This is a genomic window from Saccharopolyspora oryzae (assembly GCF_027853915.1).
In the GTDB taxonomy this organism is placed as follows: domain Bacteria; phylum Actinomycetota; class Actinomycetes; order Mycobacteriales; family Pseudonocardiaceae; genus Saccharopolyspora; species Saccharopolyspora oryzae.
Genome location: NZ_JAQGLA010000001.1, coordinates 1 through 13,657, shown reverse-complemented (window position 1 = coordinate 13,657; position 13,657 = coordinate 1). Strand labels below are relative to the sequence as shown.

The window sequence follows — 13,657 nt, the reverse complement described above, 5'->3', positions numbered from 1 at the left end:
ATGGGACTCATCACCGGACTTCTCACCTTGCCCCTGGCACCAGTACGTGGTGTCGTGTGGGCCGCCGAACAGGTCAAGCAGCAGGCGGAGCAGCAGTACTACGACCCCGCGCTCATCCAGCGCCAAATCGCGGACGTCGACGATGCCTACGCAGCCGGTGAGCTATCCGACTCCGAACGCGACCGGTTGCACGACGAATTGCTGAGCAGGCTGTTCGAGGCAAATCTGCGACGTCGAGGAAAGGAGATGTGACCCGGTGGCCACGGCGCGGCGCGAGGGACCAGGAGATCGCGAGCCGCCTGCGGAGCCCCGCCGGCGCAATCTCCCGCGGCAGACGGGATCCAAGACACCTACGACGAAGAGCAGCCCGGAGCGGGGCCGGGAGCCGAAGCGGCCGCCGCGCCAGGAACACGACAGCGACGATGACAAAGGCCGAGTGCGAGCACAGCATTCACTCAAAGCGGCCGAAGTGGCCCGGATGGCCGTGCGCCAGGTGTACGAGCTGACCGGTCGACAGCCGGAAGGCGTCACGTCCCTCGAGCGGTCCGAAACGGGCTGGGTCGTGGACGTCGAGGTGGTCGAGAGCCGCCGGGTTCCGGACACGGCCGACATCTTGGCCGTGTACGAGGCGGAACTGGACGAGGACGGTGATCTCGTTTCCTACCGCCGGGTCGACCGCTATGCCAGAGGGCGAGGCAACGAACGATGAACGGCTATGACGGAAACGACCGGACCACCGCTCCAGCGGTGCGAGGAGGCGGTGCCCGCGCACCGACGTGGTACGGAGAGCGCGGTACGACGCCCGCGCAGCCGCAGTCCGCGAACCTCGCCGACATCCTGGAACGGGTGTTGGACAAGGGCATCGTCATCGCCGGTGACATCCAGGTGAACTTGCTGGACATCGAACTGCTCACTATCAAGCTCCGGCTGGTCGTAGCCTCGGTCGAGCGCGCCCGCGAAATGGGGATCGACTGGTGGGAGCACGACCCCACGCTGTCGTCCGGCCACCGGGACCTGGTCGAAGAGAACCGGTTGCTGCGATCGCAGGTGCGCGAGCTCGAATCTGGGCGCAGCACGACCGGGGCCGCGCTGGAGGAAGGTGCGGACGAGCCGCTCCCCGAACCTCATCGGGAGGTGCGCGAACGCAGCACTGAGGAGCAGGACCATGGCTGAAACGCTCTCTTACGTCTACGCGATCTTGCGAGCGGGCGTGGGCATTTCCGAGCGTGTGGCAGGAATCGCCGGGTCAGAGGTCCGTCTGGTCACGTCCGGTGGCCTTGCCGCACTTGTCAGCACTGTCGATGCCGCGGAGTTCGGCGAACAAGGGCTGCGCAAGAACCTGGAAGACATGGGGTGGCTGGCAACCACGGTCCGGGCGCACAGCCGGGTCGTCGAGGCCGCCGTCACCGCCGCGCCTGTCGCCCCGCTGGCCCTTGCCACGGTCTACTACAACGATGACCGCGTTCGGGCCGCACTCGTGGAACGAGGACCGGTGTTCGCCGACATCCTGGAGCTCGTCTCCGGTCATGTCGAGTGGGGGGTCAAGGCCTTCGCTGACGTCAGCAGGAAGGAGCAGCGGGAGTCCACGACCTCGGAGCCCGGTGGGGCCCAAGATCGGCCAGGGCAGGCATACCTCGGCAAGCTCCGGGAACGGCGGAAGGGACAGGCCGAGGCGGAGCGCGATGCGTGGCGGCAAGCCGAGGAGATCCACGCTGCGCTCAGCGATGTGTCTCATGCGAACCGAGTACATCCGCCGCAGAATCGCGATCTGGCGGGCTATCAGGGGCTGATGGTGCTCAACGGCGCTTACCTGGTGGAGGATGCGCGCACCGAGGAGTTCATCGCGGCGGTGGAGAGCATCGCCGCGGAGAGCGCCATGCGGATCGAGCTGACTGGGCCGTGGGCCCCGTACTCGTTCGTGATGGTGGAAGGTGCGGATCAGCGGTGAGCGCGATTGCCGCGGGCCGCGACATCAGCCCGCTCACGGTTCGCGACTCCCGGGAGATCGCACTCGTCGATCTGCTCGATCGGTTGTTGGCGGGCGGCGTCGTGCTGGCCGGCGACGTAACCATCTCGCTGGCAGGTGTCGACTTGGTGCGGGTGTCTTTGCGGGCCATCATCACCTCGATCCATGAGGCCACGGTGGACGTCGACTCGTGGGAGCAGGTCGACGATGGGTGAATCTTCGCGTTACCACCGACCAGAGAGGCAGCGGGGACTACCGCACCGCATAGAAACCGACGCGGAGTCGGTTCAACGCGACCTGGTCCGGCTCGTCCTGACCATCATCGAACTGCTGCGCCAGTTGATGGAACGGCAGGCCCTGCGCCGTGTGGATGAAGGCGGCCTCGACGAGGACCAGGTGGAAGAGCTGGGCTTGGCTCTGATGAAGCTGGAAGAGGCGATGGCTGAACTCCGCGACCGCTTCGGCTTCGCCGTTGAGGACCTCAACCTGGACCTTGGGCCGCTCGGCCCTCTGCTACCTCGCGATGACTGACCACAGGGGAAACCCCCTCGCACACCCGACAAACCGGAAGATCATTAAAGACGTCCTCCGCCGGCTGCACGAAGCCACGGGAGGAAATACCCCCTCTGCCGCGCGAGACGGGGACTGCGGAGAAGTGGATGAGGAATTCGAAACCGAGGAGCGCGAAGGAGACGAGGACGGCGATTAGGTCGAGGAGTACCCGGAAGTGCCTAGGGCTTCGTCGAGGACGAGGAGGATGAGGAAGAACACGGACGGCGTCGCCGTGAACCTGTGATACCCAGTCGGAGAAGGTGATCGCATGACCGTCGCAAGCATGCAAGGCGGCGGTGGGTCCCCGGTACAGCGGCGAACTGGAGGCAATCTTGCAGATGTAGTTGAGCTCATCCTCGACAAGGGCCTGGTCATTGACGTTTTCGCGCGTGTCTCGCTCGTGGGGATCGAGATCCTCACAGTCGATGCGCGCGTCGTCGTGGCCAGCGTGGACACCTACCTGCGGTTCGCCGAGGCGACCAACAGGCTGGACCTGGATCAGACGGGCGGCAAGGACCTTCCAGAGCTGATGCAGAGCATGGCTGAGGGCGGGGCCAAGGGTAAGACCAAGGGGATGATCGACGCCGCCAAGGAGAAGTTCGGCGAGTTCCGCGGTACTGGCCAGGATGCTAAGGGGAAGAATCAGCCCGGCTGGCGCCGGGAATCACGTATTCAGGAGCGTGAGTGGTAGTCACACGCGCAGAACGAGGCGAACAGGTCCGATCAGGACAGCCCGATCGCAACGTGTTCGTGTCTTCCGGTCGAGCTCACAGGTTCCTGCAGCCACCCTCGGGAAGAGTCCGGCCTGGGAAGCGATGGACGGTTCACCGGCCGGTATGAGCTGGCAGGCCAGATTTGTCTTGGTGGTGGGGACGATCTTGCTGGCGATGCTGCTGGTCGTGTTGGTTGTGATCGTCTTGTTGGTGCTGATCGTGAGTGCCGTGGTGGCGGCGTTTCGCGCGGCAACGCAGCGCGGTTGAGTCACCGCGGCTGGAGGCTCTGGACACGTGCTTCGGATTTTTCGCGCGAGCTTTGACGCTTGATCGCCTCACTAGATTGAGCGATGTTTGGAGGTGGCACCGGGCTCGTAGCGAGTTCACATGGGCGACCTTTTTCGCTCAGGGACGTGATGATCGACAGCCTCGTGAATGGCGTCCAGACCCCTGCGCCTGAAGAATGGACTGCAACTGCTCGCGCGTGTGATGAAAACGGTGATTGGAAGCTCGGGACATGATAAAGATCAAGGCGTTTCTGGCCGCGCTCCTCGGATCTTTGCTGCACCTCTGGGACATGGCAAAGATCGCATTGCGCCGCGTTGGCAAGGTTGTCCAGGACGTGTTCGAAGCTCGTGCGCCGAGGCGTCGTGGCAAGCACAGGTTTGCCTGGCGGTCAAAGGTCCACGAGCGGAGGATGGTGCTTTCGAGGCGTACGGGCATGGTGGCGGCGGGGAGCGCAGCAGCGGCTGCCATGGCGTACGTCGCTTATCGTCTGTTGCGCTCGCCGAAGGAACCAGTGGAACCTTCACTCGGCCGGGAACAGACCCCTGAAGAAGCCGAAGCCTCGACTGAGGCGAGCGCTCGGCCGGCCGAGGAGACGTTCCCACCTGAGGGTGCCATCCCGACAGCTCGGGCAGCTAAAGCCGGTACTGGTAAGCGGGGTCGGGGCTCGAGAAGACTGGCCCGGCATCGCGGCTCCAGCTAGTGGATGCATTGGCTGTGTGCTTCTGCGCGTCGTGCCTCAGGTGGTGCGCACGAGGCGGGACCTGGGCGTTTGCGTGGAAGCACCGACGATATCCACGGCGTGCTACTTCTCAACGACGTCAACCCTGGCTGTTCTCCGTGGCGGCGCTTGGTCGGGTAGCTCCACGCTCCCACTTCGGGGAGTGCGTGTCTCGCGAATCATGTCGCGCAGCTCGCTCAAGAACAAAGCTTGAGCCATCATCGCCCAGTACAGCGCCTCGTTCTTCGGCTTGACCTGTTCGGCGGCCGCCCGCGCGCGGGCAAGGGCTTGATCCGGATCGGTGACGATCTTGCTTGTCTTCTTGTCCTTAGCCATGACCACGTCCTACCCGCCGACGCGATCATTAATACCCGACTGGGCGTTGAGTCGCAGCGCAGCGAAAGCGTGGGAGACAGCGAGATAGGGCGAAGCGGATCAGCAGGTGTTGAGGCGAAGCAGGCGCACCTCAGCGAGCTCGGCGACTGCCGTGCAGCGATGGTTCCGGACTCCGTGGGGGAAGTTGATCCGCTGGCCGAGTCGTGCTGCGATAGGAACCGCGGATGTTGCGACGTGACCGCGGGGCACCTCGGCGAGTTCGTGGTGCCACCACGTCGCGCGGGTTTTCGGTGGTCGAGCGGACTCGCCGTCGAGAGCTCGGAACTGCCAGGTCACCGGCGACCGCCCCCGGTTCGCCAGTGATGCTGTCCAGGGCGGAACGGGAGGTCGGGCATGTCCCCGGTTGCGGATGCGGAGCCTGCACGGCCGCACGTGATCGCCAGCGGCTTCGACGACTGGGACTTCCCGCGAACCACCGCCGGATTGGTGCTGCTTCTCGACTTCGCGGCGACTCGTGGGATGTCGGCGGTGGCGTGCCTGGCAGGCTCGGGCATCGATCCGGACACCTTGCACGATCCCGATCTGCTGGTCGAGGCCTCCCAGGAGCTGGCGGTGGTGCGCAACATCCTCCGCGAGGTCGGCAGCCCACCCGGGCTCGGTCTCGAGGTCGGGAGCCACTACCACTTGACGACCTTCGGCATCTACGGATATGCCCTGATCAGCAGCCCGACCGTGCGCGACATGGTCGAGGTGGGCCTGCGCTATGCCGCTCTGACGTTCGCCTTCTCCCGGATCACCGGCGAGGTGGACGAACTCGGCCGGTTCGTGCTGCGGATGCGCGGGCACCGCATCCCCGCCGATGTGCGCCGGTTCTTGGTCGAGCGCGACTGCGCGGCGATTGTCGTGATGCACCAGCACATGTTCGAGGGCAGCGATCCGATCCCGTTGCGGCAGGTGGACTTCGGCTTCCCCGAGCCCTCCGGTGGGCTGCCCTTTCCCGACTACGGGGTTCCGGTCAGGTACGGCGCACCGACGACGGCGTTGTACCTGGACGGCGACTACCTGGACCGCCCGATGCCGCACGGCAATCCGCACACCGCGCAGGTCTGCCGAAGGCTGTGCGACCGGCTGCTGGCCCAACGCAGTGCCGGCGGGGTCGCGAAGGCGGTGCGCGAGTACTTGATCGAGAACGGTGGGGTGGGCCCGGGGGTGGAGCACTTGGCCAGGCGGCTGCACATGTCATCCCGAACGCTGCGCCGCAAGCTATCGGCAGAAGGCACCACGTACCGGCGGCTGATCGACGACGTCCGGCTGACCATCGTCCAGGACACGATGCGCCGGGAGACGCTCTCCGCGGCCGAGCTCGCCCAGCGGTTCGGCTACGCGGAGGGCTCGAGCTTCGTGCGCGCGTTCCGGCGGTGGACGGGCGAGACAGCCCAGTAGTCCACCCGTTTCCGGCGGTGCGTCCCTGGAATGCCGCTGTCGGCGCATCAGCTCAACTCGAAGCCGTGGTAGTGCGCCACGGCTATCCCGTCGCAGATCTGCTTGTAGGTTCCGACTCCGCCGGTGAACGGCATGAAAACGCGCTGCTTGCCCGGGATGTTGGCACCCATGTACCACGACGCGGCCTGCGGCATCAACGTCAGGTCCGCGGCGTCGTTGGTGGTGTTGACCCAGTTGTCCTCGGCGTCGAGTGCCGCTTCCATGCGGTTGAGCCCTTGCTCGCGCAGGTGCTTCAGCGCGCCGGTGATCCAGTCGACGTGGTATTCGATGGAGGTCATCATGTTGGACAGCACCGATGGGCTCTGCGGCCCGGTGATCGTGAACAGGTTCGGGAAGCCCTCCGACATCAGCCCCAGGTAGGTCCGCGGACCGTGGGCCCACTTCTGGCGCAGGGTCCGGTCGCCGTTGCGGATCTCCATCGCTCCGAGCGCGCCCGTCATCGCGTCGAAACCGGTGGCCATGATGATCACGTCGCATTCGCGCTCGATGCCGCCTGCGACGATTCCCGTCGAGGTGATCCGGTGGATCGGCTCTTCGTTGATGTCGACCAGTGACACGTTGTCCTGGTTGTACACCTCGAAATAGCCGGTGTCGACGCACATCCGCTTGCTCGCGATCGGGTATGTGCGCGGTGACAGCTTCTCGGCCAACTCGGGATCCTCGACCTTCTCGCGGATCCGGCTGCGCACGTACTCGGCGGCGACCTCGTTGGCGTTCGCATCGGTGAGGATGTCCCGGAAGCCGGAGTTGTAGCACAGGCCACCGATGTCCCAGCGTCGGCTGAGCTCTGCCGCAGCTTCCGCGGGATCGGTCTCCGCGAGGAATCCGGTGCCGTCGTCGCACTGGAACCCGAGCCGCGTCATCCGGCTGGCCTCGCGATAGGCCTGGTAGTGCGGCCTAACCCGGGCGAGTCGCTCGTTCGGTCCGTTGTGCGCGGGGACGGCGAAGCTCGGCGTGCGCTGGAAGACCGTCAGTTCCCCGACGATCGGAGCGATCGCGGTGATCGTCTGCAAGCCGGACGAGCCCGTGCCGATCACAGCGACCTTCTTGCCCGCCAGGTCGACTCCCTCGTGCGGCCAGTTGGAGGTCCAGTACACCAGGCCTGCGAAGTCATCGATGCCCTCGAACCGCGGGCGGGACGGTTTCGACAGGCAGCCGGTCGCCGCGATCACGTGCGCCGCGGTCCGGCTCTGCCCGTCGTCGGTCGTCACCGTCCACCGGGTCGCGTCCTCGTCCCAGTCCAATTTCTCGACCCGCGTGCTGAAGGTGATGTCCTTGCGCAGGTCGTACCGCTGCGCGACGTGCTGGGCATAGGCGAGGATCTCCGGCTGCGCGGCGTAGCGCTCGCTCCAGTCCCACTCCTGCTCGAGCTCGGGGTCGAAGGAGTAGGAGTACTCGACCGACTCGATGTCGCACCGCGCACCCGGGTAGCGGTTCCAGTACCAGGTGCCGCCGACGTCGTCGCCGGCCTCGATGACTCGCGCGTCGAAACCGGCCTGGCGCAGCCGGTACAGCTGGTACAGCCCCGCGAACCCCGCACCGATGATGATCACGTCGTGGTCGAGCACGGTTCAGCCCTCCTCACCGAACGAAGCGATGAACTCGTTGATGTGCTCGGCGACGAGCCGCACGCCCTCGTCGTACCCGGGCAGGATCTTCGCCATCTGGAAGTACGCGTGCATCTGCCCTTTGGCCTCTTCGAGGGCGACGGGTACACCGGCGGCCTCCAGTGCCTTCGCGTAGGCGACGCCTTCGTCGTGCAGGGGATCGCACTCCGCGACGTAGACCAGGGCTGGAGGTAGGCCCGCGTGGCTTGCGGCGCGCAGTGGGGAAGCACCGGGGTTCTCGCGTGCTTGCTCGTCCGGGATGTAGTGGTCCCAGAACCAGACCATGGTGTCCCGGCTGAGCAGCAGCTGGTTCTCCGGTGCGAGGTAGGACGCCGTGTTCAGGTCGCAGTCGGTCACGGGGTAGACGAGGACCTGGTAGTCGATCTTCGGCCCCTGCTTGTCGCGAGCCCACAGCGTCATCACCGCGCTGATGTTCCCGCCGGCGCTGTCACCGGCGACGATCAGCGGCGCACCCTCGGGCGCGAGCTCCGCGGCGTGCTCGTCGGTCCAGGTCAGGCCCACGTAGCCGTCCTCGATCGCGGTCGGGAAGGGGTGCTCGGGGGCTTTGCGGTAGTTGACGAGGACGACGGTCGACTGCGTCATGTTCGCCAGCTGGCGGCCCAAGTGGTCGTACTGCAGATCGATGTCACCCAGGACCCAGCCACCGCCGTGGAAGTACACGATGATCGCCTTCGGCGTGCCCTCGGGCGTCAAAACCCGAGTCCGGAACTGCCCGCCCGCGCCCTCCAGCTTGATGTTCTGCACCGATGCGACCGCCGGGCCCGGCCCGCTCATACCGGCCAAGATCGGTCCGCTCATCCGTGCGATCGCGGGTGTCGACTCGTGTATTGCCGGGCCACCCGACTCGGCGAGTTGTGCCAGGAAAGCCTGGGATGCTGGTTCCAGAGGCATGGCAACATCTCCTCGTTCGCGTCGCGCAGAGCGCTCCTGGGTAAGGTGCAGGTTACGAACGCGAAAAGACCTGCGGAATCGCCGGAGCGGACAGAACGCCGACCGTTCCGGTCACGTCATTTCAACTGAGGGTTTTCATCCTCGTCCTGCGGGGCGGTGCGGGTAGCGGAACCTCAGCGCCCGCCTGGACTCCGGGTGCCCGACTTGATGTATGGCCAATACACGGCATTCGGACCCGTTCAGGGGAGAGCGTTTGCGGACATCCCGTCGACGGCATCACGCTTCTCGACGACCAGCAATTTTGTTGCCTGCGAACGACGGATCGAGGGCGTGATCGAAGTGACCAAGTACCTGGTGCGAGCGGTCTACACCGCCGAGGGCGTCAAGGGTCTGAGCAAGAAGGGCGGCACGGCTCGGGTGGACGCCATCCGGAGCGTGGCGGAGAAGCTCGGCGGCAAGTTGGAGTCGTTCTACTTCGCCTTCGGCGAGTACGACACCTACGTCATCATCGACTTGCCGGACAACGCCTCGGCGGCGTCGATCGGACTGGCCGTCAGCGGCTCCGGTGCCGCTCGCACCGATACCGTCGTCCTGATGACTCCCGCCGAGGTCGACGAGGCCGTGTCGAAGGAGCTCGGCTACCGCGCGCCGGGCGAGTGACGTCGTCGAACAGGGATACGCATTCCATCGGAAGTCCTGCCAGTTCAGCGGGAAACCGTCGGCTTCCAGCTCCACGGCGTTGGAAAGGTCGATGCGTTCGGGCACGAAGTTGAGCGGCCCGGTTGAGCAACCGGGCCGCTCAACGTGGATGGATGTTGGTGTTCAGGCGCAGCGGACGGATTCAACGACCTCAGTCGATGCGGGCGATCGCGACGTAGACGCAGGAGTTCTCTGGTTCGCTGTTGTTCTGGTCCGGGTTCCATTCCTGGGCGAAGACGACCCCGGGCTCCACCAGCGGCGCGCCGCCGAGCAGTGCTTCGAAGGCGTCATGGTCGCGGGCGTAGGTGGGAGTCGCCATGGCCTGGCTCATCCGGGCGGCCGTGCCGCCGTCGACGACCGGGTCGTCCGCGGTCACGTGGGAGACGAGGTGGACACTGCCGGACGGCAGCTTCTCGTGGTAGCGCCGCACCAGCTCGGTGGTCTCCTCGTCGTCCGGGAAGTACTGCAGCACCATCAGCGTCAGCAACGCGATCGGCCGGTCGAAGTCCAGCAGGCCGGCGACCCCGTCCGCGGTGAGCACCGCGTCCACATCGCGCAGATCCGCGTGGGTGATCGAGGCGTACGGGTTGCCGCGCAACAGGTTCTTGCTGTGGGCGACGGCGACCGGCTCGTTGTCGACGTAGGCGATCCGCGCGTGCGGGTTGCCCTGCTGCGCCACCTCGTGCACGTTGCCGACCGTCGGGATGCCCGAGCCCAGGTCCAAGAACTGGTCGATGCCGTGCGCCAGGCACCACTGCACGGCCCGCCGCAGGAACGACCGGTTGGCGCGGGCGGCGGCGGGCACCTCCGGTACGGCGTCGACGATCTTCTGGCCGATCTCGCGGTCCACAGCGAAGTTGTTCGCTCCACCGAGCCAGAAATCGTAGACCCGGGCGGCGCTGGGACGCGAAATGTCCACGTCGTCCAGGTCCGCATTGCCGTTCACCGCATCATCCAGCGCCATCTTCGTCCCCACTCCCGACACCTTGACGGCCTTGATGATCGTTCAACTACCCCCTTCAGCACAACACCGACGAGGAGCGATTCAGCCACGGCTCGGACCGACAAGTGCTGTCAGCATTCGCCGGGACAGCTGTGCGGTGGACCGACCTCGCTGGCTAGTCGAGCTAGCGGCGGTTGGTGCGCAGGTGGATGCGTTCGCCTGATTTTCCGAAGAGGCTGAGCAGTTCGACCTTGCCGCGGCCGGTGGCGCCGAACCAGTGCGGGATGTGGCAGTCGAACTCGGCTGCTTCTCCGGAACCCATGATGAAGTCGTGGTCTCCCAGACGTACACGCAGGCGCCCACGAAGCACGTAGAGCCATTCGTGTCCGTCGTGGGTTCGCAGGTGGGGTTGTTCGTCGTGCGCTGGGATGATCAGTTTGTAGGCGCGGGGTTCTCCCTGGTGCCGTGAGAGCGGGATCAGCACGCGCCCGTCCTTCTTCGCCGGTTGCTGGGGCACGCGGGGATCGACGATCCGGGGCGCGGCGACGATCTCGTCGAGGGGGATGCCCAGTGCTGCGGTGATCGGGAGGAGCAGCTCGAGGCTCGGCTTGCGCTGACCCGATTCCAGTCGGGACAGCGTGCTGGTCGAGATGCCGGTGGAGCGCGCGAGATCGGCGAGGCTGACGGCCTTCTTGTCGCGGGCGCGCCGCAGGCGGGGTGCGATCTGCTCGATCACTCCGTCGACGGTGGGCTGGTCTTCCATGCGACGCAGTCAACCAATGCGTCCCGGAAACGGCAACGTTGTTTGTCGATTCCGGTCGGACCTCCCGATCCTGTCCGTGGAGGTGATCCGAATGGACACGACAACGTACCCACTGGGCGAATCGCTCGCGGAGACGGTGTGGGACAGCGTCATCGTCGGTGGCGGGGCGGCCGGCCTGTCGGCCGGGATCGTGCTGGCGCGGGCCCAGTTCGCGACGCTGGTCGTGGACGGTGGTGCGCCGCGGAACGGCCCGGCAGACCACATGCACGGGTACCTGACGCGGGACGGCATGGCGCCGAAGGAGTTCCTCGCGACCGGGCAGGACGAGTTCACCGGTTACGGCGGAACGCTGGCACGAGCGACGGTGACCGATGTGCGCCGTGCCGAGGACGGTGTGTTCGAGCTGCGGCTCGACTACCGGCGCTTGCTGCGCAGCCGGTCGCTTCTCGTCGCCACGGGTCTGACCGACGATCTCCCCGACGTTCCCGGCCTGTCCGCAGGGTGGGCGTCGCTGGTGCATCACTGCCCGCACTGCCACGGCTACGAGGAGCGGGGGCGCACCATCGCAGTGATCGGCAGCGCGATGGCTCCGCACTCGGCGCACCTGGCAGCTCTGATGCGCCGCCACAGCCCCTCGGTGACGTTCTGCGTCAACGGAGTCGAGGTCGGCGCCGCCGAACGACGGCGCCTCACCGCCTACGGCGTGCGTCTCGTTGACGCAGGTGTCACACGAGTCGCAGCGGTCGACGGCGACGGAGCGCCGGTGGTGATCGAAGTGGACGACGGCGGAACGGTGACGTGCGATGCGATTTTCGTCGGGACCCGTCCGGTGCCGCACGACGCCATCATGACCACGTTGGGCGCGGCGAAGGACCCGGTGAGCGGGCTGGTCCCGGTCGATGCCGCTGGTGCCACGGCCGTTGAGGGAGTGTGGGCCGCGGGGAACGTGGTGAACCCGCGCGCTCAGGTCGTCGCGGCGGCGGGTGCGGGCTGCACGGCGGGCATCGCCATGACCAGTTGGTTGCTCGACCGCGAGCTTGCCGCCGCAGTCTCGGACAACGGGGGTGCGAGCTGATGACCCGCAACCCCGTCGAGACGTCCCGGAGCTCCGCGAGGCTGCCCGTCGGCGTGTACCTGCTCGCCTTCAGCCTGTTCGCGATGGGCAGCGCGGAGTTCCTGCTGGCGGGCGTGCTGCCAGCCGTGGCTACCGATCTCGAGGTCCCGCTGTCCTCAGCCGGGTTCCTCATCACCGCGTTCGCGCTCGGTGTTGTGGTCGGCGGTCCGCCGTTCGCCGTGCTCAGCCTGAGGTGGCCCCGGCGCACGGCGCTGATCGCCACTCAAAGCGCGTTCGCGGCCAGCATCGCCGCCGGGCTGCTGGGGAACTACGAGGTCCTGCTGCTGAGCAGGGTGATTTCCGGCGTCGCCTACGCTGGTTTCTTCGCCGTTGCTTCCGTGACTGCGATCAGCTTGGTCACACCGGACCGCAATGCCCGCGCCTCGGGGGTCGTCGTCAGCGGTCTGAGCGTGGCCATGGTGGCCGGAGGACCTGCCGGCACCCTGCTCAGCCATTTCACCCAGTGGCGAGGCGGTTTTTGGGCCGTGGTCGCCCTGACCCTCGTCGGGCTCATCGGGTGCGCTGTCGGAATCCCCGCAGCCAGCACGGGTTCCCGGACCGCACGACCGAGTGTTTCGCGGGAGCTCACCACGGTCCGCACACCGCGGCTGTGGGGCATCTACGGGATCACGATCCTGACCACAGCGGCGTACATGATCACGTTCAACTACCTCTCGGCGATGCTCGCCGACATCACGGGAATCCCGGCGGTCTGGATCCCTGCGATCCTTGCCCTGTTCGGCATCGGCGCATTCGTCGGCTTGTCCATCGGCGGACGCATCTCCGACCGGCGCCCGCACCTCGCCCTCCTCAGCGGGGCGGCAGCTATCGTGATCCTCTCGGTGACCCTGATGATCACGATCGGCAACGCCTGGGCGGTGATCCCCACGGTGTTCCTGCTCGGCGTCGCTGCTTTCGTGCTGAACCCCGCGATCTACGGCCGTGTCTTCGCCATCGCCGGAGACGCACCGACCCTCGCCGGGGCGACGACCGTGTCGGCATTCCAGCTCGGCATCAGCTGCACTCCCGTCCTCGCGGCAGTCGCGCTGACCCACGGCGCTGCCCTCACCTGGGTCTGCCTGATCGGAGCCGTCCTCGCCGCGATTGCAGTCCCTCTCATCCTCGTCGACCGCGCCAGCCTGGACGACGCTCCCAGCAGGACCATCGCAGTCCAGACAACTACTCCACGGAACGCGCAGTGACACCGCAATGCACTGCTCGAAGTCTGGCGAGCCGACGACTCGTCGAGCGCAACGGGGCCTGCTGTCGTGCCATCGGTGTGCGCCAGGCCCGATGTGACGAAGGCGTACCAGCTCGGTACACAGTGCTCAGTCCGATCTGCTCGCCAGTTGAGCGGATCGCGATCTGCAACGAACGATGTATCCGCGGGCTCGGGACAGTGCCCGGAGAACAGCCCGGTGTTGTGGGGTTTCGGCGGGGCTGGCGGGCGAGTTCGCGTTTGCTGGCATGACACGCGATTCCGATCACCTCGACGTGATGTGGGCGCGGGGGGGGGGGGGGGGGGGGGGGGGGGGGCCGCCCC

17 protein-coding genes are annotated in these 13,657 nt (G+C 66.4%); 12 read left to right on the top strand and 5 right to left on the bottom strand.

Annotated elements, in window-relative coordinates; translation table 11 throughout:
* From OU415_RS00085 to OU415_RS00050, 8 genes are all read left to right on the top strand, one after another.
* Positions 1–252, top strand: a complete 252-nt coding sequence (locus OU415_RS00085) for a gas vesicle protein GvpG (RefSeq protein WP_270946375.1) — start codon at positions 1–3, stop codon at positions 250–252.
* Between the two features lie 4 nt (positions 253–256).
* A complete protein-coding gene (locus OU415_RS38230; protein WP_333776741.1) occupies positions 257–709 on the top strand; it encodes a gas vesicle protein GvpO in 453 nt (150 codons plus the stop codon).
* On the top strand, positions 706–1,173 hold the full coding sequence (locus tag OU415_RS00075; RefSeq protein ID WP_270946373.1) for a gas vesicle protein: 468 nt from the start codon (positions 706–708) through the stop codon (positions 1,171–1,173). Before OU415_RS38230 ends, OU415_RS00075 begins: the two co-directional genes overlap by 4 nt.
* Positions 1,166–1,948: a GvpL/GvpF family gas vesicle protein gene (locus OU415_RS00070; protein WP_270946372.1), complete on the top strand. Its 783-nt coding sequence runs from the start codon at positions 1,166–1,168 to the stop codon at positions 1,946–1,948. The genes OU415_RS00075 and OU415_RS00070 overlap by 8 nt, the downstream gene beginning before the upstream one ends.
* A complete protein-coding gene (locus OU415_RS00065; RefSeq protein WP_270946371.1) occupies positions 1,945–2,181 on the top strand; it encodes a gas vesicle protein in 237 nt (78 codons plus the stop codon). Before OU415_RS00070 ends, OU415_RS00065 begins: the two co-directional genes overlap by 4 nt.
* Complete coding sequence (locus OU415_RS00060) at positions 2,174–2,497, top strand: gas vesicle protein K (RefSeq protein WP_270946370.1); 324 nt, start codon at positions 2,174–2,176, stop codon at positions 2,495–2,497. The genes OU415_RS00065 and OU415_RS00060 overlap by 8 nt, the downstream gene beginning before the upstream one ends.
* 289 nt (positions 2,498–2,786) lie before the next feature.
* Positions 2,787–3,209: a gas vesicle protein GvpJ gene (gene gvpJ / locus OU415_RS00055; RefSeq protein WP_270946369.1), complete on the top strand. Its 423-nt coding sequence runs from the start codon at positions 2,787–2,789 to the stop codon at positions 3,207–3,209.
* Positions 3,210–3,354: 145 nt separating this feature from the next.
* On the top strand, positions 3,355–3,498 hold the full coding sequence (locus OU415_RS00050; RefSeq protein WP_270946368.1) for a hypothetical protein: 144 nt from the start codon (positions 3,355–3,357) through the stop codon (positions 3,496–3,498).
* A gap of 823 nt (positions 3,499–4,321) precedes the next feature.
* Here the strand turns inward: OU415_RS00050 and OU415_RS00045 are convergent.
* The gene (locus OU415_RS00045; RefSeq protein WP_270946367.1) at positions 4,322–4,573 is read right to left on the bottom strand and encodes a hypothetical protein; all 252 of its coding nucleotides are present in this window, start codon (positions 4,571–4,573) and stop codon (positions 4,322–4,324) included.
* A 393-nt stretch (positions 4,574–4,966) separates the two neighbouring features.
* Here OU415_RS00045 and OU415_RS00040 point away from each other — a divergent pair, with 393 nt between their 5' ends.
* Entirely contained in the window at positions 4,967–6,016 is a 1,050-nt protein-coding gene (locus OU415_RS00040; RefSeq protein ID WP_270946366.1) for an AraC family transcriptional regulator, read from the top strand.
* A gap of 47 nt (positions 6,017–6,063) precedes the next feature.
* Here the strand turns inward: OU415_RS00040 and OU415_RS00035 are convergent, their stop codons facing one another.
* Both OU415_RS00035 and OU415_RS00030 read right to left on the bottom strand, forming a co-directional pair.
* Positions 6,064–7,644 (bottom strand): flavin-containing monooxygenase, encoded by a 1,581-nt coding sequence (locus OU415_RS00035; RefSeq protein WP_270946365.1) that lies wholly within the window; start codon positions 7,642–7,644, stop codon positions 6,064–6,066.
* A 3-nt stretch (positions 7,645–7,647) separates the two neighbouring features.
* Positions 7,648–8,502, bottom strand: a complete 855-nt coding sequence (locus tag OU415_RS00030; RefSeq protein WP_270946364.1) for an alpha/beta hydrolase — start codon at positions 8,500–8,502, stop codon at positions 7,648–7,650.
* Positions 8,503–8,925: 423 nt separating this feature from the next.
* On the opposite strand from OU415_RS00030, the gene OU415_RS00025 reads away from it, so the two are divergent.
* Positions 8,926–9,255 carry a GYD domain-containing protein gene (locus OU415_RS00025; protein ID WP_270946363.1) on the top strand — a complete coding sequence of 110 codons (330 nt, stop codon included), beginning with the start codon at positions 8,926–8,928 and terminating at the stop codon, positions 9,253–9,255.
* Between the two features lie 190 nt (positions 9,256–9,445).
* On the opposite strand, the gene OU415_RS00020 is transcribed toward OU415_RS00025, so the two are convergent.
* Positions 9,446–10,270, bottom strand: coding sequence for an SAM-dependent methyltransferase (locus OU415_RS00020; protein ID WP_270946362.1), 825 nt, complete (start codon positions 10,268–10,270; stop codon positions 9,446–9,448).
* Positions 10,271–10,421: 151 nt separating this feature from the next.
* The gene (locus tag OU415_RS00015) at positions 10,422–11,000 is read right to left on the bottom strand and encodes a helix-turn-helix domain-containing protein (protein WP_270946361.1); all 579 of its coding nucleotides are present in this window, start codon (positions 10,998–11,000) and stop codon (positions 10,422–10,424) included.
* A gap of 91 nt (positions 11,001–11,091) precedes the next feature.
* Between OU415_RS00015 and OU415_RS00010 the strand changes: the two genes are divergently transcribed.
* Together OU415_RS00010 and OU415_RS00005 are read left to right on the top strand one after the other, a co-directional pair.
* Positions 11,092–12,075: an NAD(P)/FAD-dependent oxidoreductase gene (locus tag OU415_RS00010; RefSeq protein ID WP_270946360.1), complete on the top strand. Its 984-nt coding sequence runs from the start codon at positions 11,092–11,094 to the stop codon at positions 12,073–12,075.
* Positions 12,075–13,316 (top strand): MFS transporter, encoded by a 1,242-nt coding sequence (locus OU415_RS00005; protein ID WP_270946359.1) that lies wholly within the window; start codon positions 12,075–12,077, stop codon positions 13,314–13,316. The genes OU415_RS00010 and OU415_RS00005 overlap by 1 nt, the downstream gene beginning before the upstream one ends.
* The last annotated feature ends 341 nt before the right edge of the window (positions 13,317–13,657 follow it).